The sequence below is a fragment of the Mucilaginibacter aquariorum genome, assembly GCF_024498135.1.
Lineage (GTDB): Bacteria > Bacteroidota > Bacteroidia > Sphingobacteriales > Sphingobacteriaceae > Mucilaginibacter > Mucilaginibacter aquariorum.
In genome coordinates this window covers 1,940,738-1,967,106 of sequence record NZ_JANHOH010000001.1, presented here as the reverse complement: position 1 = coordinate 1,967,106, position 26,369 = coordinate 1,940,738, and the positions used below count along the sequence as shown (strand labels likewise).

Sequence of the window (26,369 nt, the reverse complement as noted above, 5' to 3'; positions counted from 1 at the left end):
TTTAGGAATTTCAAATTTATTTAAATGACCCAATGACCCAATGACCCAATGACCCAATGACCCAACACCCTTTACTGACTACTTCTTTTCTTTTCAAAAACCTTTGTGATCTGGTCCAAAGATAGCGCATTAAGGCACATTTCTTTGGTTAAACCACCCTTACGGGCAACATGCGTGCCATATTCCATATCCTTAAAACCACTGTTGCGGTGTGCATCGGGGTTAATGGATAGCATAACACCTTTTTCCAGCGCGTATTGGTGCCAGCGCCAGTCAAGGTCGAGCCTTAAGGGGTTGGCATTAATTTCTATCACCACATTGTTGGCTGCACAGGCATCAATTACTTTTTTGTGATCGATATCGTACCCCTTACGACTAAGCAATAACCTGCCGGTAGGGTGGCCCAAAATGGTGGTGTAGGGGTTCTCGATGGCTTTTATTAAACGGGCGGTAGCTTTCTCCTCCTGCATTTTTATGTTGGAGTGTATCGATGCCACAATAAAATCAAACTTTTTCAGGATCTCATCAGGATAATCCAATGAACCGTCATTCAAAATATCCGATTCGATACCTTTAAAAATATGGAAATCTGTTATCTTTTTATTCAGATGATCTATCTCTTCCTGCTGTTGTAAAACCCGCTCAATGCTAAGCCCTTTTGCATAAAAAGCGCTTTTGCTATGGTCGCTGATCCCTAAGTATTCCAATTTCAATTCATCCCGGCAGTATAGGGCTATCTCTTCCAGCGTGTTTACACCGTCGCTCCAGGTGCTGTGGTTATGCAGCGTACCTTTAAGGTCGTGATAGCTTATTAATACCGGCAGTTTGTTTTCTGCCGCTTTTTCTATAAAAGCGGTGCCTTCGCGCAGTTCGGGCTGCATCCAGGCCAGGCCTGCTTTTTGGTATATTACTTCTTCTGTTTGGGGCTGCTCCAGCGGGATGTTTATGCGGGATAAAACAGCCTCAACATGCTCGGTATCCCCAGTGTTTACAAATAGTTCGTAATAGTAATTAGCCTTGTCAACACATATAATGTCAACTAATAAGCCATTTTTTAATTCGGCAGAAATGTGTGTGCCGTTCAAAACAATATTTTGCAGGGTATCTAATTCGGCCAGTGCCTTAAAAGCTATCCCCTGGTTTAAACTACCTACAACAATAACCAGCTCGCTGATGATCTCGTTCAACCTGCGAAATTCCCCGGCGATATGCTTTAACGCATCAGGGAAAATGCCGCGGATCTCTTCCATCAGGTCTTTAACATCCTTTTCTACCTGAGAATAAAGGAACTTGCCATTACCCGCCATGCGGAATTCAATAACCTTTTTTATTTCCTCCTGTGTTTTTAAACCAAAGCCTTTGGCTTCGATAAGGCGGTTCTCGTTACAGGCATAGTATAATTCGCCCACATTCTCAATGCCCAGGTCTTTCCAGATAATGGCCACCTTTTTTGCACCAATACCTTTTATGCCCATCATCTCCACAACACCTTCGGGCGTTTTTGCAAGCATATCCTGCAGTTCGGTCATGGTGCCGGTTTCCAGCAGTTCGGCAATTTTGGTGGCGATGCTTTTACCAATGCCATCTATTTTCTCTAACTCGGCCAATGATTTACCGGCGATAGGGAAGGGCAGCTTATCTACCTTAAAGGCAGCATTAGCTATCGATTTTATTTTGAAAGGATTAACCTCGTGCAATTCCATCAATTGCGACAGTAAACGAAGCGTACGCGCTATGGGTTTGTTCTCCATAATTTAGTTATGGCGTAAAAATACAAATTGAGGTTTAAAGGGATGCTTAATTTATGTGTTTTATTCCTTTTGGTATAAATTACCGCCTATATTTATAGCAATTGACAGGCCATGTTTAAAATTGATAAGAAAGAATTCGACAAGAATTTATTGCTGACGCAAACTTATTGCGAGATGCAGCTTGCTCATACAGATAAACCGGTGGCTGAAATTTTAAGGAGTTTTAATCCGGAGTATGATGGGAAACCTATTTTTTCATTTAGAATTCCATCTTATGAACAATATCCTTGGGTCCAGACAATCTGGAATGTTGACCCACTTAGTGGTTGCCATTTTGATTTATATAAAGAGTTATTTGAAAAGCAGTTGCGTTATAAGCAGGGAAAAGTTAAAAAAAATGCTAAGGAACAATTTTATCAAGGGAAAATATTAGCTGCCGAAATTGATAAAACAGTAGTCGATGGCGCATCAGAATCGGAATCAGACGGACTCATAGATATTAACGATTGTCCACCAATTGATACTTGGTATTATATGATAAATGATGAGCATGGCATTGTATTATTAGCGTGGATACCCGATAAATTTGTTGAATTAATTGATAATGCGATTAATGTTAACTGTATAGGTTGCTTGAGTTGGTATAATGGAGAGAGTTATTTTGAGGAAAGAACCGGTGGATATTTAAGAGCGGAGAATTATCGGAAAATAAAAAAAGGTTGGTTAACCGTCTTAATGGATAAGATAAAAAGCATCTCATAAAAAAAAGCCACCCATAGGGCAGCTTTCTTAATCAAAGTATTTAATAAAATTATTTTATCACCACATCAAAAGGCATACGTGCCTGTGGGGTGCGCATCATTTGGGTAACGCCTTTTATTTGTTCGTAATAACGATAGTTTTCGCCAAGCTCGGCTTTTACAAAATGGGCTTTTACTTCGGCGCTTAATCCTTCGCCAAATTTATTCAGGAAGCTTTTTTGCTCGGGGTAGGCAACTATTCTGTAATCTTTTACACCGGCTTTTTTAGCGGCACATTTTACCGCGTCGTTAATATTGCCCAATCTGTCAACCAGTCCAATTTTTAAAGCTTGGCTACCTGTCCACACACGGCCCTGGCCAATGCTGTTTACATAAGCCTGGGTTTTACCACGGCCTTTAGCCACTGCTTTTGTAAAATCGTCGTAACCGCGGTTAACACTGTTTTGCAGGATAGCTCTTTCTTCGGGGGACAAGGGGCGGCTTACATCGCCTAAATCGGCATACTTACCGGTTTTTACACCGTCAAACGTGATGCCCAGTTTATCGTTAAACAGCTTTTGCATGTTTGGCAATACTGCAAAAATACCTATCGAACCGGTTATGGTATTTGGCTCGGCGATAATAGAATCGGCCGCGCAGGCTATATAATAACCGCCGGATGCAGCCACATCGCCCATAGATACGATGATGGGTTTTACTTTTTTGGTCAGCATAACTTCGCGCCAGATCACATCAGATGCCAGCGAACTGCCACCCGGTGAGTTTACACGCAGTACAACCGCTTTCACCTTATCATCCATACGTACTTTACGCAAGGCTTTTGATATGGTTTCAGAACCTATTTTGTTATCGTCGCCATCGCCACCGGTAATTTCGCCGGATGCATAAACAATGGCTATGCGGTTTTTATAGCTTACATCTTTAGGGTCGGTATCAACCTTGGTGCCGCTTTTAACATACTCGCCCAGGTCAACACTGGCGATATCTTTTTTCTCGGCAATACTTGTGCGCTGTTTAAGTTCGGAAAGGATCTCGTCCTTGTATTTTAAACCATCAACCAGCTTGTATTTCAAAGCATCTTCGGGTTGTTGTATACGGCCACTGTTGGCGTAATTAAATAAGGAATCTTTGTTGATGTTGCGGGCTTTGCTGATCCCGGTAAGGAAATAATCATACATCGACCCTAAATACGAGGTAACCTGCAAGCGGTTAGCGTCGCTCATTTTTGTAAGCACCAATGGCTCAACAGCACTTTTGTAAGTACCTACTTTTATTATCTGTGCTTCGATACCCAGCTTATCAAGCGCGCCTTTCAGGAAGGTAACTTCAGAGCTAAAGCCCCTGAATTCGATTATGCCTTTTGGGTTAATGTATACCTTATCAGCAACTGATGCCAAGTAGTAAAAACCCTGGGTGTAGATCTCTGAATAAGCGATGATGAACTTTTTAGATTTTTTAAAATCGATAAGCGCGTTGCGGATCTCTTCGGTAGTAGCCTGGCCGCTCATCATGTAGCTTTCGTCCAGGAAAATCCCTTTTATATTATTATCTGTTTTGGCTTTTTTTATGCTGGATAAGATATCGTTAAGGCCGATAGATTTTTCACCATCTAAACCTAAAAAGCCCAGGTTTGCAAGTGGATTATTTGGTGTACGCTCGTTTATAGGGTAATCAAACTTAACATGCAGCACCGAATTTGCGTCAACATCTACTTCTTTATCGCTGCCGGCGGCGACAATAATGCCTATAATTAAAATTAGGGGGATAACACTCGCTATAATAATACCAACAACGGTAGCCAATACAAATTTGAAGAATTGTTTCATTAACTGTTATAAATCATTTATATATGCAAACTTAGTAATTCACACACTATTAAGAGCCTCATATATACTATTTGTTACAACATGATTAACGTTTTTTTACTATTAGGCAGCAACCTTGGCGAGCGTAATTTATTTTTACACAGCGCTATAGAACATATTGAGCACGAGATTGCCCCGATGGTAAAAAAATCGGCTGTTTATGAAACACAATCATGGGGCAAAACAGATCTGCCCGATTATTTGAACCAGGTTGTGATGCTGCAAACGGAATTATCGGCACAACAGGTTTTAGCAAAGATACTAAACATTGAAATTGAGATGGGGCGCAAGCGGGAGGAGAAATGGGGATCGCGCATTATTGATATTGATATATTGTTTTACGGGAGCGAAATTATCAATGAACCGAACCTTACCATTCCGCACCCCGAGCTGCATAACCGGAGATTTACTTTAGAGCCCCTGGAAATGCTGGCGCCGGATTTTATACACCCTACATTAAATAAAACTATCTCGCAGTTAAAAAATGAGCTAAAAGATAGCTTGATTGTAAAAAAATTATATTTTTGATATATAACCCTTCACGAATGTCTGATAATTTACCACCACAAGACCTCGATCTATCCTTCTTATATGAAATTGCCGACGGCAGCGATGAATTTATTGTTGACTCGATAGGTATGTTTTTAACGCAGACGCCGGAATTACTGGATGCTATTACCGACGCTATAAACGCGCAGGACTGGGCTACCGCGGCATCGGCATCGCATAAATTAAAACCTAACCTTGGTTTTTTTGGCATGCCGCAAAGCCAGGCTGCCATACAAGATGTTGAAATTATGTGTAAAGGCGGCTCGCCAAACCCACAAGAGGTTGAAGCTAAATTTGCCCAGGTAAAAAGTGTAGTAAATACTAATCTGATAGCCCTTGAGAAGATCAAGGCAGAAAAGGAAGCGAACCTTTAGAGGACAGAAAGATAAAAGATTTACGAGAGAAACGTATAAAAAGGAAAGGCAGCCACATGTGACTGCCTTTCCTTTTTATAAAATATTAAAGCAGCCAATAAGCCGTCTTTTATCTTTCGCATTTGAATGCTTAATGTAATTAAGCTACTTCTACCAGCTTAAAGCTGTAGCTTTCCATTATCAGGTTTGCTAAAAGGCTTTTGCAAGCCTGGTCAACCTTAGCATTAGCGGTTTCCGCGTTATCGGCATCTATCTCCAACGAGATGTGTTTACCTATACGTATGTTTTGTATCTCAGATAACCCAAGATTTTTCATGCTACCGGTAACTGCTTTTCCTTGAGGGTCAAGTATTTCTTTTTTAGGCATTACATCAATTTCGGCCAGAAATTTTTTCATCGATTGTTTTTTGTTAGGGAGTGGATAATAATTAGCGCTTAATAATTCTTTTTTGGGCCGCTCATTACTGTACCATCCGCAAATTTAAGTTGAATTAAAGATAAGGTGATGTACATTACTATAACCACCGGAACTGCCGCAAATTTAAAAAATAGAATGAGTATTGCCGAAAACAACAGCAATAAATAGCGATAAAAATTTTTGTTGAAATCGCGGTTCTTAAATTTGAGCGACATTAAAGGGATTTCGGCAACCAGGAGGGTGCACATTATGATTATAAATAGCGATAAACCATAAGGGTTTAATATATAGCGCGACATGCTGCTATACTGGCCAAGTATTAACGGGATAGAAGCTATCAGGATGGCATTTGCGGGGGTAGGCAGGCCTATAAAGCTTTCGGCCTGGCGTGTATCTGTATTAAACTTAGCCAGCCTTAGTGCCGAGAAAACCGGGATCAGGAAGGCTATAAAGTTCAGATACTCACTTACATGGTTAATTTGCGGTGCCTGTAAAAGTAATTCGTACATAATGGCCGATGGCAATACGCCAAAGCTCACCATATCTGCCAGCGAATCAAGATCTTTACCTATACCCGAAAAGGATTGTAAAACACGGGAGGCAAATCCATCAAAAAAATCAAATATGGCTGCCAAAAAAATGGCGTATGCAGCATATATCAACTGGTCCTGAAAAGTAAAAACAATACCTATGCACCCGCTGAATAGATTTGCACACGTTATAGCATTTGGAAGATGTTTTTTTACCCGTCGCCTCATAATGTCATGAAGGTATCATAATTTTTACTAAAACCCAAAGGAGTTACAATTAACCTTACGTTATTTATAACTCCTTTATGTGTAAATATATTATGAATTCATCGATATCAAAAATTCTTCGTTGGTACGGGTGCCTTTTATTTGCGCCTGTAAGAATTCCATTGATTCCTGCGAGTTCATATCCGCAAGGTGGTTACGCAATATCCAGATGCGTTGCAGCGTATCGCGATCAAGTAATAGATCGTCGCGACGGGTGCTTGACGCGGTAATATCAATAGCAGGGAATATCCGTTTGTTAGAAAGTTTACGATCCAACTGTAACTCCATGTTACCTGTACCTTTAAACTCTTCAAATATAACCTCGTCCATTTTAGAACCGGTTTCGGTTAATGCTGTAGCAATAATGGTTAATGAACCGCCATCTTCAATGTTACGGGCCGCACCAAAAAAGCGTTTTGGTTTGTGCAGCGCGTTAGCATCAACACCACCAGATAGTATTTTACCTGATGCCGGCGCTACTGTATTGTAGGCACGTGCCAAACGGGTGATAGAATCCAATAAGATAACAACATCGTGGCCGCACTCAACCATACGTTTTGCTTTTTCCAAAACAATATTGGCAATTTTTACGTGGCGTTCTGCAGGTTCATCAAAGGTTGATGAAACAACTTCGGCGCGTACGCTGCGGGCCATGTCGGTAACCTCTTCCGGGCGCTCGTCAATTAATAGGATGATCAGGTAAACCTCCGGGTGATTTTTGGCTATCGCGTTAGCAACATCCTTGAGCAACATGGTTTTACCTGTTTTGGGCTGTGCCACAATTAAACCACGCTGGCCCTTACCAATTGGCGAAAACAAGTCCATAATACGGGTAGAATAATTACCGGCATCTGTAAACAAGCTCAGTTTCTCGGATGGGAAAAGCGGTGTTAAGTGGTCAAAAGGTACACGGTCGCGCACTTCGGCAGGTATACGGCCGTTAATGGCTTCAACACGTACCAGCGGGAAGTATTTTTCACCCTCTTTTGGCGGGCGGATGCTACCGCGAACGGTATCACCGGTTTTAAGACCGAATAGCTTTATCTGCGATTGAGATACGTAAATATCATCAGGCGAGGTCAGGTAGTTATAATCTGACGAACGCAGAAAACCATAACCATCGGGCATAATTTCCAGCACACCTTCATTAACAATAACGTTGTCAAAATCAAGGTTTATAGCAGGCTCCTGGTTTTTTGGCTGATTAACACGGCGCTCAAATTTTTGAGGGCGGTTTTCAACTGCAGGTTGCTCGGGTTGGCCGGCTTGCTCCGTTCTTTCTTCAGTTTGTTCTGTTGTTGCTCCGTTTTCAGGCGCTGTTTCTGCGGTAACTGTATTTTCAGTATCGTCGGTTTCCGGCTCGTCGTCCTGTTGGTCAAATAAGTTGGTATCATCCAAAGGTACCTCAACACGTGGTTGTTCTTTGGTTTTTACAGTGCGGGTACGCTTACGTGTTTTCTCGGTATTATCGGCGACTGCCACTGCAGCCGGTTTTTCAGAATAGTTGCTTTCAACAGTATCTTGTTGGTTCCTGGCCGCCTCTATTAATTGCTTTTGTTGCACGATTGAAGTGATCAGCTGGGCTTTTCTAAGCTCATCTGCCTCTGCAATACCTAAACTTTTAGCAATTTCGCGCAACTCAGAAACGAGTTTGTCGTTCAATTCGATTGTATCAGACATGATATGAATTATAGTTCAAAAGGATTTTTTATTTGAAATTGTTTTGAAACCCTGATTATGCAATTAATAAGCCCAGGTAAGTATTGATAATAATAACGTGGAGATCAAAATTGTTTCTTTAGTGCAAGAAATAATGCAGGAAAACACTGCAATTTTAACAAAAAAACTTTAGAATGCAAATTTATTAAAAAAATAACCTGTTAAGTTTAATTTTTTAGTTTTGCAAAACCATAGCAAATTCAAAATCTACATGATATCACGCAGTCAGCTTATTGAACAAATCAAACAAAAAAAATCATTTTTATGTGTAGGCCTTGATACAGATATAGATAAGATCCCCAAATTTTTAAAACAATACCCCGATCCTGTATTTGAGTTTAATAAGCGCATAATTGATGCCACTAAAGACCTTTGTATAGCCTATAAGCCCAATGCCGCCTTTTACGAAAGCCGTGGATTGAAAGGTTTGCAAAGTCTCATCAGTACCGCGCAGTATACCCCTAAAGATATTTTGAACATTATAGATGCCAAGCGTGGCGATATTGGTAACACCTCTGATAATTACGCCAAAGCTTTTTTTAACGAGGAAACATCGGGCATGAGCTTTGACGCCATCACCGTTACACCTTATATGGGTAACGATAGCGTTACGCCGTATTTAAAATACGATGGCAAATGGGTTATTATACTGGCGCTTACCTCATCGGTAGGGAGTAAGGATTTCCAGTACCTGCAAACCGAAACTGGTTTCCTGTACGAAACCGTGATCCAAAAGGCCAACACCTGGGCAGGTGCCGATAGGTTGATGTTTGTGGTCGGCGCTACTAAAAGCACCGAGTTTACTGATATCCGCAAACATGCGCCCGATAATTTCCTGCTTGTACCCGGCGTTGGCGCACAAGGAGGCAGTCTGGAAGATGTTTGTAAATATGGTATGACCAAAGATTGCGGCCTTATCGTTAATTCATCACGCGGGATTATCTACGCAAGTAATGGCGAAGATTTTGCCGATGCCGCACGCGCCGAAGCCCTGAAACTGCAACAGCAAATGCAGGCTGAGCTGGAAAAGGCAGAGGTTATTTGAGATTAGAGATCGGTGATTAGTTGATTAGTGATTGGGGAGGCAGGCCCAGAATCCACTTTTATCTGATAAGGAGATCATCCTTTCCCCCGCGCGTCATTGCGAGGTACGAAGCAATCTCTTTGAGCAAATCCTTTATGCAAGGTGTACAATTGTCCTAAAGAGATTGCTTCGTACCTCGCAATGACGACCTATTCTTCTATCCTTGTTGGTGTTGTCACCAACAAGCCACTATGCATTCAAGCATTGCATTTTAAAACTTTTATAAGTCATTGATTTTTTGGTAGGTAACATAGGTATTGTATTTTAATTTTTTAAATTACAGACAAATTACCTGGTATGAAAAAATCCTTACCCATCATTCTGCTTGTTTTTTTATCATCAGCAGCTATCGCGCAAAGCGTTAAAAAACCTTTTCAGCCTTCAGATTTTTATAAGATCCCAACGGTGAGCGACCCGGATATTTCGCCGGACAAGCAATGGATAGCATACAGTGTTGCCGAGGTTGATACCGCGAAGGATAAGCGGGTATCTCACCTTTGGATGCAAAGCTGGGACGGCAAGCAATCGCTACAGCTTACCCATGGGCCCGAGCCTGCCTCCAAACCCAAGTGGAGCCCCGATGGTAAATACCTGGCCTTCTTGTCATCGCGCGAAAGTAAAGACACTACGCAGTTATGGCTGATGGACCGCCGCGGCGGCGAAGGCCGCAAGCTTACCAATGTAAAAGGCGATCTGGACGATTACGCATGGTCGCCGGATGGGCGCAAAGTGGTGCTGGTGATGCAAGACCCCGAAGAGAAGCTTAAAGAACCCGCTAAAACACCAAAGCCTATTGTGATAGACCGCTATCACTTTAAACAAGATAGGGAAGGGTATTTAGAACACCGGCGTAAACACCTGTATTTGTTTGATATATCTACAAAAAAGCTGGATACATTAACCAATGGTGATTTTGACGATGCTTCGCCGGAGTGGTCGCCGGATGGCAAGGTGATAGCGTTTGTGAGCAACCGCAGCCCCGATCCTGACAAGAATGAAAACACCGATATATTTTCGGTAGAAGCCAAAGCAAAGGGCGCTGTTAAACAGCTAACGAATTGGGGCGGACATGATAACCACCCTAAATGGAGCCCCGATGGCAAGTATATTGCCTACCTGCGCCAAAATACCGATAGTTACACCATGTATGATATGAACATACTATGTGTAATGAATGCCGACGGTACTAATATTACCCTGGCCAGCGCAGCGCTTGACCGCCCTGCCGATGCGCCCGAATGGAGCACCGATGGCAAAAGCATCAACTTTTTGGTGGATGACGATATGGAGCGCTATGTGGCCGGCTACAACCTGCAATCAAAAAAAATTACAACAATAGCAAGCGGTAAGTTTAATATTGATGGCATAACCGCCCACACTGCCGGTGATTTTGTTGTGAAATATGGCACATCCTATATGCCGTTTGAGTTATACGCGCTGGAAGGAGGGAAGTTCAGGAGGCTTACCCATCACCAGCAAGCATGGCTTGATAAAGTTAAGCTGGCGTATGTAAAACCTTTCCGGTCAGTAAGTAAGGATGGCACGCAGGTATCGGGGTTGTTATTTACACCCGATAGCCTGACTAACAGGAAACTACCTTTTATATTATACATTCACGGCGGCCCGGTAGCGCAGGATGATTATAGCTTTGATGCCACCCGCCAGGTTTTAGCCAGTGCCGGCTATGCTGTTGCCGCGGTAAACTATCGGGGAAGCTCGGGCAGGGGGATAAATTACACCACAGCCATAAATGCCGACTGGGGTAATAAAGAGGTTATGGATTTGCAGGGCGCTGTTGACGAATTGGTTAAGCAAGGTGTTGCCGACCCGGATCGCCTTGGCGTTGGCGGCTGGAGCTATGGTGGTATACTGACCGATTTTATGATAGCATCTGATATCCGTTTTAAAGCCGCGGCAAGCGGCGCGGGCAGCGCTTTACAAATAGCCAACTATGGCATCGACCAATACGTTTTACAGTATGATAATGAATTGGGGCAACCTTGGAAGAGCATGGAAGCGTACAACAAAATATCGTACCCCTTTTTACATGCCGACAGGATAAAAACGCCGGTGCTGTTTATGTCGGGTTTAAAGGATTTTAACGTGCCCACTGCCGGTAGCGAGCATATGTACCAGGCATTAAAATCATTAGGGGTACCTGCCGAACTGATCTTATATCCCGATCAAAACCATGGTATAAGCAAACCAAGCTACCAGGTTGACAGGGAAGTGCGGTACATAAAATGGTTTGATAAATATCTGAAGAAATAGAAAAGCAGGGTTCCCAATTGTCATGCTTGCTCCACGCGTCATTGCGCGGAGCGTAGCGACAAAGCAATCTCTTTAAGCCATTCGTTTATGCAATATGTACAATTGTCCTAAAGAGATTGCTTCGTACCTCGCAATGGCGCGTGGTGAAAGATGGTACCGCTTCGACATTTACACCTCTAATTTTCCTTCAATAGAGTCATCCAGCGTTTTGCCAATAGCGGCTCCTACCAGTTGTTTTACAAAAGCTATGGCGTTGCCGTGTTTGTTATCCCAGTAATAGCCCTGTGTTGGCGATACTTTAATAACCGAGATTCTTGGGTCATCAATGCCTTCGGTAAACCATGTTTTTAATATCGGTTCCCATAGTTCTTTTATCTTTTCTTTGTCCTCGCTTATTTCGGCTATGCCATAAACAGTGAGGAAGTCGGAATACTTAGAACCCTGAAATAATAACTGCACCATTGGGTCGGTGGCAAGTTCCGCGTTCTTGTGGCTGTCGTTAGCACTCAGGAACCACAGGTCGCCATTATCGTCAACCTTTTGTGGCGACATAGGGCGGGTAGAAAAAGGCAGTCCGGTTTTTATGTTGCTGCAAAAAAAGCAGCTAACCCCTTCGGTCATTTCTTTTAATTTTTTCCAGGCCTCGTTGCCTTCCAGGTTCTCAAAATTATCTTCGGGTTGATTTTTGTTAATGCTGTCCATAATAGGTTTTCATAGTGTTAAATGATAATATATTAACCTATGGGAAATTTATTTGTTTGTCAGATTGTTAGTTGTAATGGTTGTGAAGGGATGATTGTAGGTAATAATACTTTGGGGCGTTGCCTTCGGCCCGGGCTTTCCACTCATACGCGCACAGGCATTAGGCGCGAGGCCGGTATCCGCTTCAATCCCTAACGCTGGCCTCACCCAACCCTCTCCGAAGGAGAAGGCTTTATATACAAGCGGATTTATGGGATTTTAAAAATTTAGGACAAGTAACGAAAGAGCGGTGGCCTGACAGAAAAGCGGGCCAAAAGGTAAAGGCCTGTGGGAGGAAGCTTTTTTCTGTCTTGATCTTTTGCTTCTTTTCTATCAAGAGAAAAGAAGGAGCCTCCGCGGCGACGAGCGGCGAATGTATAGCGTACACCTATCATGAGAGGTGCTGAAAATTATGATATGATTGGGTTAGCAGGCTTATCTCGCTTCTACTTACTGCTTGTAAAAGATTTCTCCTCGCTATTGCTCGTTCGAAATGACATGGTGGTGATGTTTATCAGGAGATTGCTTCGTACCTCGCAAGGACGGTAGGATTATAACTACGCCGAAAAACTTACTTTCCTTTGCGGGAACCTGTTGGCATAACCCGTTACAATATTCTTAATATAATCGTTACCCGGGTAGGGAGTAAGGTAGTTCTTTAACGCCTGGATATTATCGGCATCATAATAATGAGAAATATACCCCATCCCATAAAAACGACCTTCCTCTATTAAAATACAGCTGTGCTCATCATCGGTACGGCCTTCATCGCGAATAGCGAAGGTTGGCAGGGCTTTCTTCAGTTCATCCAATGCGCCGGCTATGCGCTGGTTATATTCTTCCGGCGATTCGTGGCCTTCGCAGGCGCAGGTACCTACGTTACTGCCGCTGCATGGCTGATCGTTCTTTTGAATAAAACATAGCTTAGGGCACAGGCCGAATTGTTCTATGAGGTTTAAAAGCAAGTTATGCCCCTCTAACAAAGAGTTGCAGGCATATACCGATGGCATGTGCTTGCGGTGCTTATCAACGGCCAGGCGCATATAGCCGCGCTGGTCTTCAAAAACGTAAAGGCCGTAAGTATTCTCGAAGCGTTTTAACGATCGGTTGTATTTGGGCCACAGTCGTTTTATTTCTACAGCTTCCAGCACAAAAGCGATAAGTTCGGTACCGCAAACCTGGTGACTGATGCGATATATATTACGTAAAAATTCCTGTCGCTGTAAATTGGGGTTGTTGCCTGTAAAGTGGCTGCATACCCGTTTTTTGATATTTTTGGCCTTGCCCACATATACCACCTTGCCTTTTTGATCGTGAAAGTAATAGATGCCAGGCGATGAGGGCAGGGCTTCAATATCTGTTTTAGGTAAGTTGGCAGGTAAAACCTGCTCCTTGCTGTTTTGCTTTAGGGCCGAGCCAATATGATTATCAGTATCGCTTTTTAACAGCATACCAAATAGTTGCGCGGTTGCTTCCGCATCGCCCATGGCACGGTGGCGGTTATTGTTTTGGATGCCTAAGTGGGTGCACAACTTACCAAGACTGTATGACATTAACCCCGGCATTATTTTACGACCCAGCCTTACGGTGCAAAGCTTATTGGCTTGCAACTCGTAACCTGAGGCATTAAGGTGATACCGTAAAAAGGAATAATCGAAATTAACGTTGTGGGCTACAAAGATCTGGCCTTTCAGCAGGTGGTAGATCTCGTGCGCCACATCCTCAAAAGGAGGGGCATCCTGTACCATCTCGTTAGTGATGCCTGTTAGAGCACGGATATAAACCGGGATATCCCGTTGCGGGTTCACCAGGGTCTCGAACCGGCGGGTGATCTTTTTGCCATCATGTATGCATATAGCAATCTCTGTAATACCATTTGCGCTGGCATGCCCCCCGGTTGTCTCGATATCCACAATTGCATACATGGTTTCAAATGTAAAACTTTTTTGCTAATATTATTAGTTGTTAATGTGGAAAAAAGAAGAAATGTTAAAAATTATTTTAATAGGCGATCGGTGATCACTTTGCCGTTGGCGTCAAGGATATATTCGTAATTTTCAAAGTCAACGAGCTTTATTTGCCCGCCAGTTATCTCGAACTCTTTATGGCCATTTAGATTCACAAAAATGTCTCGTGCGCTAAATTCCCATTTTATTTCACCGGCTAAAGTAACTCTCGATATAGATATTTCTCCATGAATAATAAAACCATCTTCGAAAGAGTAAATTTCAATGCATGTGGCCGGGTCAAGCTCTTTAAACCATTTTAATTGTAATACAGGAATATCTAACGCATACACATGCCTGCCACAACACAGGAATATAATATCGTTTTTTATAACATATGATGTGGGGTGAACGGTAGTAGATAAACCATCCGAGCAAACAAGTGCAGAAGATGTTTCGGTATCATTTTTAATAACCCTTACACCGTATTTGGAGTTTATTTGGGCTGCCATATTTTGACAATAAGCTGCCCTATATGTATTGATATTATCTACGGAATTAAGTGTATGAAATTTATCATCTATTAGTTCAATTATAAAGTCCCTGTGGTTAATAATCATCGTGCAATTTAATCTTTATCCCAACAAAAAACCCACAGCCTTTATAACTGTGGGTTCTTTTATCTTGAAGCAACTAATCTCTAATCACCATTCTCTATTCACTATTTTCCTTTCTTTGCCTGCACTTGTTGTTGCTGGCGCATCATTTCTTCAAGTTTAGCACCGAAACCTGTTTTTTTCTTTTTAGGATCATCCGGTTTCTTTTTGTTCTCCTGGATCTGCGCGTGGATCTTTTTATCATCAACCATAAATTTAATTATGTATTGCTGTAAAAAGGTTAGCATGTTGGCCAAAAAGTAGTAGTAGTTCAAACCTGATGGGTAGCTGTTTAGCGTAGCAAGGAAAATGATAGGGGTAATGTAACCTATGTATTTCATTTGCCCGGTAGCGCCCGAGATCTGGTTGTTGAAGTACGTATATATCAGTGTTGATATGGTCATCAGTAAACACATTAAACTGATGTGGCTGCCAATGAAAGGGATCTTAGCGAATGTAATAACCGCATCGTAAGTGGAAAGGTCATGCATCCAAAGGAAGCTTTCGCCCCTAAGCTCGAACAAGCTTGGGAAAAAACGGAAGAACGCGATCACGATAGGCATTTGTATCAGCAATGGTAAACAACCACCCAGCGGATTTACACCGGCCTTTTTATAAAGCTTGAGATATTCCTGCTGTAAAAGGGTAGGGTTATCTTCACCAACTTTGCCTTTTATCTCGTCCATCTCGGGCTTAAGCACACGCATTTTAGCCATTGACAGGTACGATTTATAGGTAAGCGGCGCTAATACCACTTTAAGTACTATCGTTAATATCAAAATGATGATACCGTAGTTCCAGTTAAATTTGTTTAAGAAATTAAACAGTGGCAAAACTGCAAACTGGTTAATGTATTTTAATGGTCCCCAGCCCAGGTTAACCAGCTTTTGCAAGTCGTTACCTTGTGCTTTAAGGGTATTAAAACGGTTAGGGCCAAAGTAAAATTCAAGTGGTACGCTACCATCGGCTTTACGGTTAAGCGTAAGGTCGGCCTTCATTTGTTTTACATTACTGGTATCGGCAACATCGGTAGCAACCGCCAGGTCAGATTTACCTATACCGTCTTTTACGATCAACACGTTCGAGAAGAAGTGTTGTTTAAAGGCAACCCATTGAACCTTTTTATCGGCAATAACTTTTTGCTCGTCCTTAGTTTCGCTCAGGTAATCAACCTCGTTATCGGTATTTTTAAAATACACGGTGGTGTACTGGCGCTCCTGGGCAATATCTTTTTCCTGTTTGTGCAGGCTGGCTGCCCAGTTAAGGTTATAAACATTGCTGTTAGCCACAACCTGGTCAAGCCCGGTAGATTTTATGTTTAAGCCTAATTTAAAGCCCGTACCTTTTAGCGTATATATATAATCTACATACTGTGTTGGGCTGTAACTTAAACGCATGGTGATAGATGCCGAATCCTGCTCAGCAACCTGCAATGATGCAGCGCTTGGCGTAAAATACAGGTCGTTTGTGTTCAGGTTTTTATCGCCGGCTTTTAGGGTGATGCCAAACTTGTTATCGTTACCATCAAATAATATCAATGGTTTTTTATCAAACGTTTTGTAGTTTTTTAATTCGGCCGAGAAAATGCGACCGCCCTTTGTTGAAAGTTTTAGGCGCAGTTCCTTGTTTTCGATAGTTACAAATTGCTCGGTACCAACAGTAGCCGCGCCAAAAGGTGATTTTAAAACTGCAGAATCAACAACACCTGTTTTTTTAGCGGTATCGGTTTTGGTAGCAGCGGCTGCAGCAGCAGTAGCTTCTGCTTTTATTAAGCCTTTTTTTATCGAATCGAGGTGAACGGTAAGCTGCTCCTTTTTAATGTCAGCCTCAGAAGGTTTCATGAAATATATGGAAGCACCCATAATTACCATGATCAGGAATAACCCTGTAAACGTATTTTTATCCATTATTTGTTGTATCGAATGATCAGTTTTCTTTATTAAATAACACTTAGTTATTGATCATTGCTGTTAAATTTTCGTCTTTATTTCTTAAATCAACCCCACCTTCGTAAACCGACTTTAAGTTGGTAAGATAAAAGGCCCACCCGTTAGAGCAGCCTAACCTTACGTTCTTTTTAGAGTTATCATCGGTTGGAATGTTACGCTGTGTTAATTCAATTATTGTATATCCGCTTTGTGTTGCCAGTTTTACATCAACTATACATTCGCCCTCAAAGGTAAACTGTATAAAGTCTGTACCATTTGCTTCCAATATGGTTCCCGGCATAAAATCGGGATATAAAAACCAGTACCATTTATAAGAACAGCCTTTGCTAACCGCTGCATCGGCGCCAAGCAAATTACCTTCCGCATTGTAAAAATCGGCTTTTTCTAAAAACCACTTTTCAATTTCTGCAGAACGGGTCCAGGCAGCATAAATGTCTGTCAGACTTGCTTTAACGGCAATTCGTTTTGTAAACGAGGTCCAGTCAAAATCTTTCATCCTTATACTATCTTATTCCTGATGTGCTCTTACTTCTTGCGGGCATAAGCCAGCGAAGCGGCGACAAAGTTAATAAAAAGTGGATGAGGATTAGCAACAGTTGATTTTAATTCCGGGTGAAATTGCGCTCCAACAAAAAACGGGTGGTTTTTTAATTCAACAACCTCTACCAAACCATTCTCAGGGTTAATACCAGATGGGGTTAAGCCCGCGTTTTCGTAATCTTTTAAATACTTGTTATTAAACTCGTAACGGTGCCTGTGGCGCTCGGTGATATGGGTTTTACCATAAGCCAGCGCTGCCTTGCTATTCTTCTTTAAATCGCATGGGTAAGAGCCTAAACGCATGGTGCCACCTTTATTAACAATGGTTTTCTGATCTTCCATCATGGCAATAACCGGGTGTGGGGTATCAGGGTTCATTTCGGTACTGCTGGCATTTTTTAAGCCTAAAACGTTACGGCCAAACTCCACAACAGAGCATTGCATACCCAAACAGATGCCAAAGAATGGAATATTGTTTTCGCGCACGTAACGGATAGCCTCAATTTTACCTTCAAAACCACGTTCGCCAAAACCCGGTGCAACCAGTACGCCATGCAGGCCGCGCAGTTTCTCAACCGCGTTATCGGGCGTTAATTGTTCCGATGGGATGTATTGTACTTTAACTTTGCACTCGTTTTTAGCCCCCGCGTGTATAAACGATTCTATGATCGATTTATAAGCATCAGGCAACTCTACATATTTACCTACCAAACCAATTTTTACTTCGGATGTAGGGTTTTTCAATCGGCCTAAAAAGTCTTTCCAGTTATCCAGGTTAGGCTCGTTTTTATGCGATAGCTTTAATTTGGTTAACACGGTTTGATCCAGTTTCTCTTTCAGCATCAGCAATGGCACATCATAAATGGTAGATGCATCCATCGATTCGATAACCGCGTTAATATTAACGTTACAGAACAGGGCTATCTTTTTACGAATATCCATATTGATATGGTGCTCGGTACGGCAAACCAGGATATCCGGCTGTATACCATATTCAAGCAGCATTTTAACCGAGTGTTGTGTAGGTTTTGTTTTTAACTCGCCGGCTGCAGCAAGGAAAGGGATAAGCGTAAGGTGAATAACCAATGCATTGCCCGGGCCAACTTCCCATTTAAACTGCCTTACAGCCTCCACAAATGGTAACGATTCTATATCGCCCACGGTACCGCCAATTTCGGTTATCACAATATCGTAATCGCCGGTTTCGCCCAGTATGCGCATGTTGCGCTTAATTTCGTCGGTAATGTGGGGTACAACCTGTACGGTTTTGCCCAAAAATGCACCTTCGCGTTCGCGGTTAATTACATTCTGGTAAATACGGCCGGTGGTAATGTTATTGGCTTTTGATGTTGGCGTGTTTAAAAAACGCTCGTAGTGGCCAAGGTCAAGGTCGGTTTCAGCGCCATCCTCGGTAACATAGCATTCGCCATGTTCGTAAGGGTTTAAAGTTCCCGGATCAATGTTAATGTAAGGATCGAATTTTTGGATGGTTACGCGATAGCCGCGTGCCTGTAAAAGTTTAGCTAATGAGGCCGAAATAATGCCTTTTCCTAACGATGAGGTAACTCCACCCGTAACAAAAATGTATTTAGTCATGATTTTTTTGAAATCCGGTAAGCGGTTTTTAAGCCGAAACCAATTGTTTGTGTACGGGATACAAAAGTAGGAATATTTACGGGCTTTTGGCTATCGATTTTACATTTGTTGAAAAGGGTTGGCTTAAGGGAAAGTATTGAAGAGAATCAAGAGATAAGAATCAAGAGACAAGACAAGAAAAGCTCTGCTACCGCAAGCGTCCCGCTTGTGGGTTTAGGGCGGTAATGAACAAGCTAAGCTTTGTATAACATGATGCAATGCGTTTACCAGGCATGCGCTTTCGATAGAAGTAGAAAATACTTGGCGTAGCAAAATTATCAATCTTCTTTCAGCGGCTCGCCTGTATTATAAATATGTATCAGGTTTCTGATTTGTTTAAAGCTGAACTTATCTTCTGCTTTGTATTTATTCAACACGTCGGCATTGTCGCTTATCATTTCTTCAAAGTCATTCTTTCTGCTTTTGTGTGATTTGCCAAGTAAAGACCAGCTACTGGTTTTTATTTCTTTTACGGTATCAGAGCCCTTTTTTACATACCATTCCGTGCTGGATGAACCACCTGTCATTACTCCATTTGCTCCCATCATTCCGGGGTATTGGGTTCTACCTTCAAGAAGAGTAATTTTTCCTTTTTCAATGACAGTGAAAAACGACCAGCCTTTACTTCTTCCCCCATAAGCAGATAAGAAGTATGTGTTGTTTTTTGCTGTATAATATTCTTTGATTTTGGTGGGGTCGTCCATCTTTACTGATTTCCCATCGTCTGTTTTGTAACGGAATACACCACTATAAAAAGGCTTTGATATTTTGCAATTTATAGTATCCCCGTTGGCTGTAATAACAAAGTCGTGTTTTTGCGCTTTTACATTAAAAGCTATCAATAACCCAATTATGCAGAAAACTACTTTAGTAAAGGTTGAGGCCATATAAATGAAAAAGTTTTTGGTTTAGTAAGTTCGGTTAGTGTTATAGGCCGAAATGCTTTTAAATAAAAAAATCCTGGTAATCAATATAAATCGTGGTTCAGACAATCTTAAAACAACCCGTTTATTTCGCGCTCTATTTTTTCTACGATAGAGGCCATATCTTCGGTATTGTTGGCAAAGTCCAGGTTGTCTTTATCCAGCACAAGCAATTTCCCCAGTTTATAGTTGTTTATCCACTTGTCGTATTTCTCGTTAAGTTTGGATAAATAATCTATGCGGATACCTATTTCGTACTCGCGGCCGCGGCGTTGTATGTTGTTCACCAGGGTAGGTACGCTGGCTTTAAGGTATACCAGCAAGTCGGGTGGTTTAATAAACTCCGTGATATTATCAAACATGCTTTGATAGTTCTCGTAATCGCGGGTGGTCATCAGCCCCATATCGTGCAGGTTTTCGGCAAATATGTAGGCATCTTCGTATATGGTACGGTCCTGTATAATGTTGCGGCCACCTTTTTGGATATCTACTATCTGACGGTAGCGGCTGTTCAGGAAATAGATCTGCAGGTTAAAGCTCCAGCGTTTCATCTCGTTATAAAAATCTTCCAGGTAGGGGTTATTATCAACCGCTTCGTAAAGGGGTTCCCAGCCGTAATTTTTCGCTAACATTTCGGTAAGTGTAGTTTTACCGGCGCCAATATTTCCTACAATAGCTATGTGCATTTTCTAAAGATATAATTCAAAAGTTGAAAGTACAAATCAGCCCCACCTAAATCCTCCCCGGTAGGGAGGACTTCTTCTTACTCATTTTTAAAGTCTCCCCTTCCGGGGGAGATTAGAGGGGGCTTTAAAAATTCCTGAAACCGATAATTTCCCTTATTTCTTTAATGGTTTTAGAAGCGCTTTCGCGGGCCTTGGCAGCTCCGTAACGGGCAACCTGCCTTAATAAAGGGGCATCGTTAGCAATATCATTAATTTTTTCGCGGATGGGTGCTGTCGCGATGATCATATCTTCGGCAAGCTGTTTTTTAAGGTCGCCATAACGGATAGCACAGGTATTGTACAGATTATCGAAGTGCGCCAAAGTATCAGGCGTAGAAACCACATTCATCAGGTCAAACAAATTTTGAATCTCCTGTGGTTTTGGCTGATTATCCTGGGTAGGGCCCGCATCGGTAACGGCGCGCATTACTTTTTTACGGATAGCTTCGGGCGTATCTGATAAGAATATGGCATTGCCTTCGCCTTCGCTTTTACCCATTTTACCTTTACCATCAAGCCCCGGTATTTTTACCAGGCTTTCACCAAACGAAAAAGCGTAAGGCTCGGGGAAGTAATCGTTATTATATAACCTGTTAAAACGGTTACCAAAAGTGCGCGACATTTCCAGGTGCTGTTCCTGGTCTTTACCAACAGGTACTTTGGTTGCCTTGTGTATCAATATATCGGCAGCCATTAAAACCGGGTAGGTTAAAAGGCCGGCGTTTACGTTATCGGGGTTAGCGCGTACTTTATCTTTAAAAGATGTGCTGCGTTCCAGCTCGCCCATATAAGCGTTCATGTTAAGGTACAGGTATAGCTCTGCAACCTCGGGCACATCACTTTGTATATAAATGGTGGCTTTTTCGGGGTCGATACCGGCCGCTAAATACTCTACCAATACCTGTTTAACATTGCCATGCAAATTGGCAGGGGTAGGGTGCGTAGTTAACGAGTGCAGGTCTGCTATAAAAAAAAAGCATTTGTATTCACTCTGCATTTTCACGAAGTTTTGAACAGCTCCGTAATAATTACCTAAGTGCAAATTTCCGGTAGAACGTATACCACTAACAACAGTTTCCATATAGAGGGCGAAAGTAAGTATTTTTTATATTTTTGAGGGCGATGAAAATGATATTGAAGAAAGTACACCTATACCTTTATAAGGGCAGCGTGGGACTTTTTTATTTTCTGTTATGGCCCCTGATGTTCTACTGTTCGCGCAAGCCGGACAGGTATAAGCACCTAAATCGTTTACGCCGAATATGGGGTTTGGTAAGTTCCTTTTGTGTGGGGATAAGGTATCATTATCATTTTGAAGAACCTGTAGACTGGAGCAAAACCTACATTGTTTGCCCCAATCATACCAGTAACCTTGATATTACCGCCATGAGCTTGCTGGTAAAAAGCAACTGCTGTTTTATGGGTAAAGAAGAATTGGTAGAGGGTATTGTTACCCGCCTGTTCTTCCGTACGGTAGATATACCAGTTAACAGGGAGAGTAAGATGGCATCCTTCAGGGCGTTTAAATTGGCTATGGACAGGCTGTATAACGGTATTACGGTTATTATATTCCCCGAGGCAACCATTCCAGACAATTACCCGCCCGATCTGCACCAGTTTAAAAATGGCCCTTTCCGTATGGCTATCGAACTTAAAGTGCCCATTATCCCGGTAACATCAGTAAACACCTGGAAAATTTTTTGGGATGATGGCCATAAATATGGTTCAAAACCGGGTGTATGTGATATATTTGTACATAAGCCTATTGAAACGGCGCATTTAACTATCGATGATGCTGATGCCCTGCGCGATGAGGTGCACGCCATTATTAATAATAAAATTAACGAGCATGACTATAGACGAACAAACGGTTGATAAAATAGCCCATTTAGCGAGGCTGCAATTGGCAGCCGACGAGAAAAAGGGGATGATAAAGGACATGAACAAGATTTTGGGCTTTATGGATAAGTTGAACGAGGTAGATACCACCGGTGTGGAGCCCCTTGTTTATATGACCGCCGAGCCAAATGTTTTGCGCGATGATATTGTTAAGCAGGAAATTACTACCGAAGAGGCATTACAAAATGCACCTGACCACAACGAAAGCTACTTTTTAGTGGAAAAGGTGATTAAGTAGAGTCAAGATGTTAGAACCAAGAGTCAAGAAAAAATAGTGCATGTCTTGGTCTTGGGTCTTGATTCTTAACTCTTGATTCTTTTTTAATACGTGTAACATTTTATACCACTATACTGTCAAAGTAACAAAAACGGAACATGCCAACAGTTACCACTAAAGAGAAGCCCCTTATTACTATTAAAGATATCGGTCGTAAATACGTTATCGGTTCTGAAATTATCCACGCGATAAAATCGGTAACCTTAACTATCAACAAGGGCGAATTTGTGGCGCTGATGGGGCCTTCAGGTTCGGGCAAGTCAACCCTGATGAATATTTTGGGTTGTTTGGATACCCCAACCAAAGGCGAATACATACTAAACGGCATTAACGTTAGCCACATGACGGATAACGATTTGGCCGAAGTTCGTAACACCGAAATTGGGTTCGTTTTTCAAACATTTAACCTTTTACCGCGTAACAGCGCTTTAGATAATGTTGCCCTGCCATTGGTTTATGCAGGTATCAGCAAAGAAAAACGCAACGAACGTGCACGCCGTGCGCTTGAAAATGTTGGCTTGGGTAACCGTACAGATCACCGCCCAAATGAGCTATCGGGTGGCCAGCGCCAGCGTGTGGCCGTGGCCCGTGCCCTCATCAACGATCCATCTATTATTTTGGCGGATGAGCCTACCGGTAACCTGGATACCAAAACATCTATAGAAATTATGGGCCTGCTGGAAGATATCCACGCTAAAGGCAATACTATTATATTGGTTACCCACGAAGAAGATATTGCCATGCATGCCCACCGTATTGTGCGCATGCGCGATGGCCTGGTTGAAAACGACTACCTGAACGAGCATATCCAAACTGTGACTAAGCGCGCACCGGAGCCTGTTAATTTAGAAAAAGAATAGTTTTTCGTTTTATATAAGTAGAAGGCCCTCTTTGCTTTGCGAAGAGGGCTTTATTGTGGCCTCACCACCTCGCAATGACGCGCGGGGGATTTAACACTTCAACTCAGCCAATCTTGCAACAAAATCGGCAAGGTAAAGCGTGTTTTCGGGGGTAATGGGTTTGCGGTTGCCGATGATAAGGGTATGCTCGAAGATCTCGACCACAAAATCTGTTTCCTGTATGGCCATCATGGCGTCTCTAAACTCCTGTGTTATGGCCTGTTCTGCTTTGTGCTTGTCGTCTGTTAGCACATAATAGCGGTCGCTAAAGGGTTTGTCCTCCTTAAAATCAAGTTCGATAGGAAAAATTATCTCGCGGATCTTATCAATAATGGTTTCGGTGCGGATGAACACCCGGCCAAAATCGCGCTTTAAATAGGCAAGGGCCCAGGGCTGGTATTCGGTGTAATAGGATGTTCGCCCTTTTACAGGAGCATGCGCGGTATCCATATCCACAAACAAAAGGTAACTATCTCCGCATGTGTTTTTTATGGCGAATGTATCGCGAATGTTAACGGCTTGATGGTGGTTCAATACCTCAAACTGTTCCAGCTGAAAGTTTATATATCCGGGTACCTCTATTTTAAACTCTTCCTTTAATGCCTGGCAGGTGGCGTCGAAAGCATCCGTTTCAACTGATGATAATCCCTTGTTGTCAAATAAAAGTGTATCCATTTGTGGTAAATAAAAAATCAGACTAAATATAATAACAGATGTTACACCTAAGTAACAAATTCATTATCAACTAACACGAAATAAACAAAATCCTAAATTAAACGTATTTTGCAGCACTAAACACTTGTATAATTAAAATGAGAAAAATTTTACTACCCGTTATCGCGTTGTTTGCTGTCGCGCTGGTATTTCAGTCGTGCAAAAAAACCAAAGTAGTTACAAAAGTCCGGGCCATCAGCATCAGGGGCTTGTTTACTTTAACAGGCAGCGGTAGTACGTTAGGGGTAACCTCGAGCGCGGCTATTCAGCTTGCTGCTGATGATGTTAATAAATATTTTGCCAGCAAAGGCTACCCATATAGCATTGGTGTAGATGTAGTTAATACCAATCATACCGCCGATATTGCTGTTGCACAGTTTAAAAACGCGAAGGCTGATGGGGTTAGTTTCATTATAGGCCCTCAAAGCAGTTCTGAGCTGGCCGCTATGAAACCAGAGATAGATCAGGCGAATATTATTGTAATAAGCCAAAGCAGTACCGCCGGCAGTTTAGCTATACCGGGCGATGCTATATTCCGTTTTTGTCCTTCAGATAAAATTGAAGGCGCGGCAATGGCAAATACTATTTACAAAAAAGGCCAAACGGCTTTGATAACCGTTACGCAGGATGATGCTGGGAATAAAGGCTTACAAGCATCTGTCAGCGCGGCATTTATTGCCAAAGGTGGTGTGGTTAGTGCTGTAACACCTTTTGCTATAGGTGCAGATTACAGCGCGGTTGTTGCCGATATTAAAACAAAAGTAGAGGCATACACTGCAACTTATGGCGCCGATAAGGTTGGTGTGTACCTGGCATCGTTTGATGAGGGTACAGAAATAATGAAGCTGGCTGCTGATGTACCTGCACTTGCTGCTGTTAAATGGTACGGTGGCGATGGCGCCGTTTTAAGCGTGGCCTATACTAAAGTGGCTAAAGTAGCAGATTTTGCTATCGCGACAAGCTTTTTTGCACCATCTGTTGGTTTGCCTGCTAGTTTAGAAACCCAGTACAAACCTATTGCCGATAAGATCAAAGAAAAAACTAAACTGGATGCAGATGCTTTTGCATTAGCAGCTTACGATGCTGTTTGGGCCATTGCTTATACTATTGAAGCCAATAATGGTGATGTAAGCGACTTTGCTAAGCTAAAAACAAGTTTTGTGGAGCAAGCCAACAAACACCAGGGTATTACAGGCAGCGATGCGCTTGATGAAGCCGGCGACCGTGCAAGCGGCATATTTGATTATTTCGGTATTATCAAATCTACTGTCGATGGTACTTATAGCTGGATATTTAAAGAAAAATCAGAATAAGTAAATAAATTGGGTGAGTACACCGGATTTTAGATAAAAGGGAACTAAGCTTGGTTTGGTTCCCTTTTTATTGTCACGTCGGCTGTTTACGTGATGTTTTAAAAATAAGACTAAACAGGATGGTGCTTCGTTGAAAACTCTGATAAATAAAATTTACGTTATGAAACGATATTTAAAACATACCCTGCTAGTAACCGCACTATGTACGGTTACTAGCCTATCGGCATCGGCACAAACAAAGAGCGCTGAGGTAATAAACCAGGAACTAAGCATTAGCCGCAAGAAGATAGATTCGCTTGATAAATTGCTTATTAATGTTTTGGGCAGCAGGGAGCGTGTTGTTAAAGAAGTTGGCATCTACAAAAAAAAGAATAATGTACCGCCGTTGCAGCCGGCCCGTTTTAAACAGGTAATAGATAAGGCAATTATTGCCGGTAAGGCAGAAGGTTTATCCGCCGAATTTGTTACCGAATTAATGAACGCCATACATAAGGAAAGCCTGCGTATAGAAAGCGATAGCACGCTTACGCATAAATAGGGATAAACAATAATGGTCAATATGT

Annotated in this window: 25 protein-coding genes; 10 read left to right on the top strand and 15 right to left on the bottom strand. The window is 42.2% G+C overall.

Annotation, left to right across the window (positions count from 1 at the left end; translation table 11 throughout):
* Nucleotides 1-71: 71 nt before the first annotated feature.
* A complete protein-coding gene (locus NPE20_RS08475) occupies nucleotides 72-1,751 on the bottom strand; it encodes a DNA polymerase/3'-5' exonuclease PolX (RefSeq protein WP_256538180.1) in 1,680 nt (559 codons plus the stop codon).
* A gap of 111 nt (nucleotides 1,752-1,862) precedes the next feature.
* Here NPE20_RS08475 and NPE20_RS08470 point away from each other — a divergent pair, with 111 nt between their 5' ends.
* Complete coding sequence (locus NPE20_RS08470; protein ID WP_256538179.1) at nucleotides 1,863-2,513, top strand: hypothetical protein; 651 nt, start codon at nucleotides 1,863-1,865, stop codon at nucleotides 2,511-2,513.
* A gap of 49 nt (nucleotides 2,514-2,562) precedes the next feature.
* Here NPE20_RS08470 and sppA read toward each other — a convergent pair whose 3' ends face one another.
* Nucleotides 2,563-4,338, bottom strand: a complete 1,776-nt coding sequence (gene sppA, locus NPE20_RS08465) for a signal peptide peptidase SppA (protein WP_256538178.1) — start codon at nucleotides 4,336-4,338, stop codon at nucleotides 2,563-2,565.
* Nucleotides 4,339-4,419: 81 nt separating this feature from the next.
* Here sppA and folK point away from each other — a divergent pair, with 81 nt between their 5' ends.
* Complete coding sequence (gene folK / locus NPE20_RS08460) at nucleotides 4,420-4,905, top strand: 2-amino-4-hydroxy-6-hydroxymethyldihydropteridine diphosphokinase (protein WP_256538177.1); 486 nt, start codon at nucleotides 4,420-4,422, stop codon at nucleotides 4,903-4,905.
* A 17-nt stretch (nucleotides 4,906-4,922) separates the two neighbouring features.
* Nucleotides 4,923-5,300: an Hpt domain-containing protein gene (locus tag NPE20_RS08455; protein WP_256538176.1), complete on the top strand. Its 378-nt coding sequence runs from the start codon at nucleotides 4,923-4,925 to the stop codon at nucleotides 5,298-5,300.
* A gap of 139 nt (nucleotides 5,301-5,439) precedes the next feature.
* Here NPE20_RS08455 and purS read toward each other — a convergent pair whose 3' ends face one another.
* From purS to rho, 3 genes are all read right to left on the bottom strand, one after another.
* Nucleotides 5,440-5,697, bottom strand: a complete 258-nt coding sequence (purS, locus tag NPE20_RS08450; protein WP_256538175.1) for a phosphoribosylformylglycinamidine synthase subunit PurS — start codon at nucleotides 5,695-5,697, stop codon at nucleotides 5,440-5,442.
* Between the two features lie 38 nt (nucleotides 5,698-5,735).
* Entirely contained in the window at nucleotides 5,736-6,476 is a 741-nt protein-coding gene (gene pssA / locus NPE20_RS08445; RefSeq protein WP_256538174.1) for a CDP-diacylglycerol--serine O-phosphatidyltransferase, read from the bottom strand.
* A gap of 90 nt (nucleotides 6,477-6,566) precedes the next feature.
* On the bottom strand, nucleotides 6,567-8,195 hold the full coding sequence (gene rho / locus NPE20_RS08440) for a transcription termination factor Rho (protein WP_256538173.1): 1,629 nt from the start codon (nucleotides 8,193-8,195) through the stop codon (nucleotides 6,567-6,569).
* 253 nt (nucleotides 8,196-8,448) lie between these two features.
* On the opposite strand from rho, the gene pyrF reads away from it, so the two are divergent.
* Complete coding sequence (gene pyrF / locus NPE20_RS08435) at nucleotides 8,449-9,279, top strand: orotidine-5'-phosphate decarboxylase (protein WP_256538678.1); 831 nt, start codon at nucleotides 8,449-8,451, stop codon at nucleotides 9,277-9,279.
* 336 nt (nucleotides 9,280-9,615) lie between these two features.
* Entirely contained in the window at nucleotides 9,616-11,589 is a 1,974-nt protein-coding gene (locus NPE20_RS08430; RefSeq protein WP_256538172.1) for a S9 family peptidase, read from the top strand.
* 168 nt (nucleotides 11,590-11,757) lie between these two features.
* Here the strand turns inward: NPE20_RS08430 and NPE20_RS08425 are convergent, their stop codons facing one another.
* From NPE20_RS08425 to trpS, 9 genes are all read right to left on the bottom strand, one after another.
* Complete coding sequence (locus NPE20_RS08425) at nucleotides 11,758-12,291, bottom strand: pyridoxamine 5'-phosphate oxidase family protein (RefSeq protein ID WP_256538171.1); 534 nt, start codon at nucleotides 12,289-12,291, stop codon at nucleotides 11,758-11,760.
* A 596-nt stretch (nucleotides 12,292-12,887) separates the two neighbouring features.
* On the bottom strand, nucleotides 12,888-14,255 hold the full coding sequence (locus NPE20_RS08420; RefSeq protein ID WP_256538170.1) for an exonuclease domain-containing protein: 1,368 nt from the start codon (nucleotides 14,253-14,255) through the stop codon (nucleotides 12,888-12,890).
* 71 nt (nucleotides 14,256-14,326) lie between these two features.
* Nucleotides 14,327-14,788 (bottom strand): hypothetical protein, encoded by a 462-nt coding sequence (locus tag NPE20_RS08415; protein ID WP_256538169.1) that lies wholly within the window; start codon nucleotides 14,786-14,788, stop codon nucleotides 14,327-14,329.
* A gap of 209 nt (nucleotides 14,789-14,997) precedes the next feature.
* Nucleotides 14,998-16,839: a membrane protein insertase YidC gene (gene yidC / locus NPE20_RS08410; RefSeq protein ID WP_256538168.1), complete on the bottom strand. Its 1,842-nt coding sequence runs from the start codon at nucleotides 16,837-16,839 to the stop codon at nucleotides 14,998-15,000.
* 43 nt (nucleotides 16,840-16,882) lie between these two features.
* Nucleotides 16,883-17,377, bottom strand: coding sequence for an SRPBCC family protein (locus NPE20_RS08405; protein ID WP_256538167.1), 495 nt, complete (start codon nucleotides 17,375-17,377; stop codon nucleotides 16,883-16,885).
* A 29-nt stretch (nucleotides 17,378-17,406) separates the two neighbouring features.
* Nucleotides 17,407-19,017, bottom strand: coding sequence for a CTP synthase (gene pyrG, locus NPE20_RS08400; RefSeq protein WP_256538166.1), 1,611 nt, complete (start codon nucleotides 19,015-19,017; stop codon nucleotides 17,407-17,409).
* A 317-nt stretch (nucleotides 19,018-19,334) separates the two neighbouring features.
* Nucleotides 19,335-19,943 (bottom strand): hypothetical protein, encoded by a 609-nt coding sequence (locus NPE20_RS08395; protein WP_256538165.1) that lies wholly within the window; start codon nucleotides 19,941-19,943, stop codon nucleotides 19,335-19,337.
* Nucleotides 19,944-20,050: 107 nt separating this feature from the next.
* Nucleotides 20,051-20,665: a deoxynucleoside kinase gene (locus tag NPE20_RS08390; protein ID WP_256538164.1), complete on the bottom strand. Its 615-nt coding sequence runs from the start codon at nucleotides 20,663-20,665 to the stop codon at nucleotides 20,051-20,053.
* 124 nt (nucleotides 20,666-20,789) lie between these two features.
* Nucleotides 20,790-21,785, bottom strand: coding sequence for a tryptophan--tRNA ligase (gene trpS / locus NPE20_RS08385; RefSeq protein ID WP_256538163.1), 996 nt, complete (start codon nucleotides 21,783-21,785; stop codon nucleotides 20,790-20,792).
* Nucleotides 21,786-21,907: 122 nt separating this feature from the next.
* Between trpS and NPE20_RS08380 the strand changes: the two genes are divergently transcribed.
* From NPE20_RS08380 to NPE20_RS08370, 3 genes are all read left to right on the top strand, one after another.
* A complete protein-coding gene (locus NPE20_RS08380; RefSeq protein ID WP_256538162.1) occupies nucleotides 21,908-22,579 on the top strand; it encodes a lysophospholipid acyltransferase family protein in 672 nt (223 codons plus the stop codon).
* Nucleotides 22,554-22,841: an Asp-tRNA(Asn)/Glu-tRNA(Gln) amidotransferase subunit GatC gene (gatC, locus tag NPE20_RS08375; protein WP_256538161.1), complete on the top strand. Its 288-nt coding sequence runs from the start codon at nucleotides 22,554-22,556 to the stop codon at nucleotides 22,839-22,841. The genes NPE20_RS08380 and gatC overlap by 26 nt, the downstream gene beginning before the upstream one ends.
* 137 nt (nucleotides 22,842-22,978) lie before the next feature.
* A complete protein-coding gene (locus NPE20_RS08370) occupies nucleotides 22,979-23,740 on the top strand; it encodes an ABC transporter ATP-binding protein (RefSeq protein WP_256538160.1) in 762 nt (253 codons plus the stop codon).
* Between the two features lie 90 nt (nucleotides 23,741-23,830).
* On the opposite strand, the gene NPE20_RS08365 is transcribed toward NPE20_RS08370, so the two are convergent.
* Nucleotides 23,831-24,454: a hypothetical protein gene (locus NPE20_RS08365; RefSeq protein ID WP_256538159.1), complete on the bottom strand. Its 624-nt coding sequence runs from the start codon at nucleotides 24,452-24,454 to the stop codon at nucleotides 23,831-23,833.
* Between the two features lie 137 nt (nucleotides 24,455-24,591).
* Here NPE20_RS08365 and NPE20_RS08360 point away from each other — a divergent pair, with 137 nt between their 5' ends.
* Both NPE20_RS08360 and NPE20_RS08355 read left to right on the top strand, forming a co-directional pair.
* The gene (locus NPE20_RS08360) at nucleotides 24,592-25,806 is read left to right on the top strand and encodes an ABC transporter substrate-binding protein (RefSeq protein ID WP_256538158.1); all 1,215 of its coding nucleotides are present in this window, start codon (nucleotides 24,592-24,594) and stop codon (nucleotides 25,804-25,806) included.
* A gap of 160 nt (nucleotides 25,807-25,966) precedes the next feature.
* On the top strand, nucleotides 25,967-26,344 hold the full coding sequence (locus NPE20_RS08355) for a chorismate mutase (protein WP_256538157.1): 378 nt from the start codon (nucleotides 25,967-25,969) through the stop codon (nucleotides 26,342-26,344).
* The last annotated feature ends 25 nt before the right edge of the window (nucleotides 26,345-26,369 follow it).

Excerpts from the sequence above, each read along its gene's own strand:
- NPE20_RS08475 (WP_256538180.1), bottom strand. The coding sequence starts at position 1,751 with ATGGAGAACAAACCCATAGCGCGTACGCTTCGTTTACTGTCGCAATTG.
- NPE20_RS08470 (WP_256538179.1), top strand. The coding sequence starts at position 1,863 with ATGTTTAAAATTGATAAGAAAGAATTCGACAAGAATTTATTGCTGACG.
- sppA (WP_256538178.1), bottom strand. The coding sequence starts at position 4,338 with ATGAAACAATTCTTCAAATTTGTATTGGCTACCGTTGTTGGTATTATT.
- folK (WP_256538177.1), top strand. The coding sequence starts at position 4,420 with ATGATTAACGTTTTTTTACTATTAGGCAGCAACCTTGGCGAGCGTAAT.
- NPE20_RS08455 (WP_256538176.1), top strand. The coding sequence starts at position 4,923 with ATGTCTGATAATTTACCACCACAAGACCTCGATCTATCCTTCTTATAT.
- purS (WP_256538175.1), bottom strand. The coding sequence starts at position 5,697 with ATGAAAAAATTTCTGGCCGAAATTGATGTAATGCCTAAAAAAGAAATA.
- pssA (WP_256538174.1), bottom strand. The coding sequence starts at position 6,476 with ATGAGGCGACGGGTAAAAAAACATCTTCCAAATGCTATAACGTGTGCA.
- rho (WP_256538173.1), bottom strand. The coding sequence starts at position 8,195 with ATGTCTGATACAATCGAATTGAACGACAAACTCGTTTCTGAGTTGCGC.
- NPE20_RS08430 (WP_256538172.1), top strand. The coding sequence starts at position 9,616 with ATGAAAAAATCCTTACCCATCATTCTGCTTGTTTTTTTATCATCAGCA.
- NPE20_RS08425 (WP_256538171.1), bottom strand. The coding sequence starts at position 12,291 with ATGGACAGCATTAACAAAAATCAACCCGAAGATAATTTTGAGAACCTG.
- NPE20_RS08420 (WP_256538170.1), bottom strand. The coding sequence starts at position 14,255 with ATGTATGCAATTGTGGATATCGAGACAACCGGGGGGCATGCCAGCGCA.
- NPE20_RS08415 (WP_256538169.1), bottom strand. The coding sequence starts at position 14,788 with ATGGCAGCCCAAATAAACTCCAAATACGGTGTAAGGGTTATTAAAAAT.
- yidC (WP_256538168.1), bottom strand. The coding sequence starts at position 16,839 with ATGGATAAAAATACGTTTACAGGGTTATTCCTGATCATGGTAATTATG.
- NPE20_RS08405 (WP_256538167.1), bottom strand. The coding sequence starts at position 17,377 with ATGAAAGATTTTGACTGGACCTCGTTTACAAAACGAATTGCCGTTAAA.
- pyrG (WP_256538166.1), bottom strand. The coding sequence starts at position 19,017 with ATGACTAAATACATTTTTGTTACGGGTGGAGTTACCTCATCGTTAGGA.
- NPE20_RS08395 (WP_256538165.1), bottom strand. The coding sequence starts at position 19,943 with ATGGCCTCAACCTTTACTAAAGTAGTTTTCTGCATAATTGGGTTATTG.
- NPE20_RS08390 (WP_256538164.1), bottom strand. The coding sequence starts at position 20,665 with ATGCACATAGCTATTGTAGGAAATATTGGCGCCGGTAAAACTACACTT.
- trpS (WP_256538163.1), bottom strand. The coding sequence starts at position 21,785 with ATGGAAACTGTTGTTAGTGGTATACGTTCTACCGGAAATTTGCACTTA.
- NPE20_RS08380 (WP_256538162.1), top strand. The coding sequence starts at position 21,908 with ATGTTCTACTGTTCGCGCAAGCCGGACAGGTATAAGCACCTAAATCGT.
- gatC (WP_256538161.1), top strand. The coding sequence starts at position 22,554 with ATGACTATAGACGAACAAACGGTTGATAAAATAGCCCATTTAGCGAGG.
- NPE20_RS08370 (WP_256538160.1), top strand. The coding sequence starts at position 22,979 with ATGCCAACAGTTACCACTAAAGAGAAGCCCCTTATTACTATTAAAGAT.
- NPE20_RS08365 (WP_256538159.1), bottom strand. The coding sequence starts at position 24,454 with ATGGATACACTTTTATTTGACAACAAGGGATTATCATCAGTTGAAACG.
- NPE20_RS08360 (WP_256538158.1), top strand. The coding sequence starts at position 24,592 with ATGAGAAAAATTTTACTACCCGTTATCGCGTTGTTTGCTGTCGCGCTG.
- NPE20_RS08355 (WP_256538157.1), top strand. The coding sequence starts at position 25,967 with ATGAAACGATATTTAAAACATACCCTGCTAGTAACCGCACTATGTACG.